The 531-nt window shown below is 46.9% G+C and carries 1 protein-coding gene; it reads right to left on the bottom strand.

What is annotated here, in order from left to right:
* Positions 1–117 precede the first annotated feature (117 nt).
* Positions 118–531 (bottom strand): efflux RND transporter permease subunit (locus R7Q46_RS29965; protein ID WP_318078692.1); only part of this gene is annotated, 414 nt, incomplete at its 5' end.

Here is a 531-nt window from a genome sequence, read left to right as displayed (position 1 = left end):
GGGTGGTTCATCGCCCACGCGCACGTTTTGTGTTCTGTCATTTTTCGTCCTTATAAAAAGCGCCTCTAACTCACCAGCTAGAGGCGCTGAACTTTACATCGTTACTTTACATTAAGCCTATTTCGGCACCGACACTTTATGGAACAGACGATACAACACTGGCACGACAATAAGTGTCAGGATGGTGGCAAAACCTAAACCAAACATAATCGTTACCGCCATCGGTTTAAAGAAGATATCAGGTAGAAGAGGAATCATACCCAAAATGGTGGTGATCGCTGCCATACACACTGGGCGAACACGACTGACTGCCGCATCAACCACTGCGTCATATGCCTCTTTCCCCGACTTCATCTCAATTTCAATTTGGTCGAGCAGAACAATGCCGTTTTTAAGTACCATACCGGATAAGCTCAAAAAGCCCAGCAACGCCATAAAGCCAAACGGCGTATTGAGTGCCAACAAGCCCGTGGTGACACCAATCAATGCCAGTGGCACAGTGAGCCAAACAATCAGCGGTTCTTTAATCGA

This window comes from Vibrio sp. 811, assembly GCF_033339195.1.
Note: the sequence above shows the minus strand (reverse complement) of the source record. Positions and strands in the feature narration are given on the sequence as shown.